The sequence below is a fragment of the uncultured Fretibacterium sp. genome, from assembly GCF_938040765.1.
Classification (GTDB): domain Bacteria; phylum Synergistota; class Synergistia; order Synergistales; family Aminobacteriaceae; genus CAJPSE01.
This window is the reverse complement of record NZ_CALIAA010000226.1, coordinates 1-2329: the sequence shown is the minus strand read 5'-3', so window position 1 is coordinate 2329 and position 2329 is coordinate 1. Positions and strand designations below refer to the sequence as shown.

General features: G+C 60.0%; 2 protein-coding genes. Both read left to right on the top strand.

The features are described from left to right. Positions 1–194 (top strand): hypothetical protein (locus Q0176_RS07765; protein ID WP_299301119.1); only part of this gene is annotated, 194 nt, incomplete at its 5' end. A gap of 204 nt (positions 195–398) precedes the next feature. Next, positions 399–2329, top strand: a 1931-nt coding sequence (locus Q0176_RS07760; RefSeq protein ID WP_299301116.1) for a hypothetical protein, incomplete at its 3' end; no start/stop codon positions are given.

Sequence of the window (2329 nt, the reverse complement as noted above, 5' to 3'; positions counted from 1 at the left end):
TTCCCAATAGATTAAAAAGACACATAGATATTTTCACCATTCCTCAGCGCAGCACACCGGAAAAAACGATAGTTCCCCTTCAAAAAACAAGCAGTCAAGACAAGATTTCAACAACGATTTCCCTGCATGGCTGCAACACGATGGTGCTCAAGCCTCGTATACCGGACGCGCCTCCGGGCTTGACAACGCCCTGAAGCAGACCTATTATCTGTTTGCATAAACAAACAAAAATAAATTCAGATCCTCTCCAACCTGGAAGAAGGAGAGGGTCGGGCGGCTGAAGCGGGGGCGAGAACCCCGCGAGGCCGCCTCTTGGGGCTCTCCCAAGCCGGACGCACCGGCAGAGGGGAGGAAGGACTACAGGGCGCAGAGGCGCCCGGAAAGGAATGTGTGGAGAAATGCGGAAAAAGGTATTGGCGGCGTTTGGCGTGTTGTTGGCGCTGTCGTTCGCGCTCGCGGGGACGCCTCGTCCCGTCGCGGCGGAACCTCCGGCTCAGGGTCGGATCCCCAACGAGATGAAGGTGGTCCGCACATTCGGCGGAAAGCAGGTAGAGGATTCCTTCAATTTGATGGGGAGCTGTTCGAACCGCCGTATGAACTATCGTCTGATGCAGGTTCTGGAGCGCAATCAGTCCCCGGAGAAGGTCTTTCGCCCCTACGATCTTACCCTGCGGTCGGAATGGCTGTTCGGGTGCGCGCTGAACTTCTTCCAGAGGGAAAAGTACTATGAGGGAACCGACCAGGGCATCTGGCTGAGCTGGCGTTTCGCCATGACCGCGGGGGCTCCAAAGTTCCAGTTCTCGGGGCGGTCCCGGTCCTCCGGCGAGCGGTTCCTGTGCACACCGATCAAGGACGTGGCCGAGGACATCTTCACGGTTGCCGCGAAATGGAACGCCAAGCTGAGAACACGCTGGATGGCTCTGCGGAAAAAATTGCTCCAGGCGATCCTCGACGCGGATCATCCTGGAAAGAAATTCAACGAGCTTACCGAGGAAGAGCAGAAGAAGGTGTTCGATAAGTTAAACGAGCAAATGGCGACAGAATGGCCCAAGGAGCTGCAGACCGATGAGGAAAAGGCCCTGGACAAGGAGTACGAGCGCCTGAGCGACCTGCTCGAGAAGGTCCTCGAGCAGCCTGAAGTTGGGGATTATGAGTACCGGGTCCTGGAGAAGGGCGTCGGAGTCCAGGTCCTCGTTCAGGATGGAAGGCTGCAGGCCACGGGCGGGAACCTCGAACTGACGGGGCGGAACCGGGGCCTGACGGAGACGATGCTCTTCAGGCTGGCCCAGACCGCCTCCGGCCTCTGGCAGGACAAGAAGTTCCATGCCGACGACGTGACGGTCGAGACGGGATGGAACGATCCGAAGGTCAAGGAATTTCTGACGAAAGGACTGCGCGTCCCCGAGGGCAGGATCGTGCTCGGAGCCGCGGGGTCCCTGACCGCGGAGAAGGATCTGAAGCTGGCCGACGCATGGTTCCGAGTCTCGGCCCTTTCGACGGGAAAGTCCCTGCTTTTCCGCGCCACGGAGAAGATGCTCTCGCCCCGCTATTTCGAGCTCAAGGGCAAGGGGGCGTCCACCGCGGAGGAGGAGACGCGCCTGGCCGGTCTGGCACAGGTCTCGCCCTTCCTGGGAGGCTTCGAGGTCCGCGATTGTCCGAAGGACAAGGGCCTGAACGACGTCCTGTACGGCAACTCCCTCGTCTTCGTGGGGAAGGACGGTTCCAAGAAGGTGCTGGAGCTCGGCTCGCTCGTCGATGAGCTTGTGAAAAACGCCAACGTCAGCTCCGACGTCATCTTCAACACCGTCGCGGGGTTCCGCGCCGCGCAGTTCGCCTCCCAGGCGTGGAGCGATGGCGTCTTCAAGCCCGCCGATGTCTCCGTCACCGTCGGGCCCATGTTGGGGGGCACGGACCCCGCGGACTTCTGGAAGTCCTTGGGAGTCGCCGACATGGAAACCAGCACGGGGGCCTCGGACAATGGACGGCTTACCGTAAAGATCAAGATCAAGTCCACGGGCGAAACCTGCACGGTCGCGGAGACCGAGGACCTTGGCCGCAGGGATTATGTAAACCTGAAGGCCTATGCGGACAGGATCAGGCCACTGGCTAAAAAGGAGAAGAAAGGCACCTCCATCGACTCGCAAACGCTCGCGAAGGGCGGGATGGTCTCGGCGTTCGGGGAGGTCCACGCCATGCACGAGCATACAGGCTGGACCGGCGCACTTCACATCACCGAGGAGAGCATGGAGGAACTTATCGGCAGAGCAACAGCAGCGCCCTGCGTCGGCAACTTCGTCGTCTCGAAAAAAACGGTTCCCCCCACCCCCGG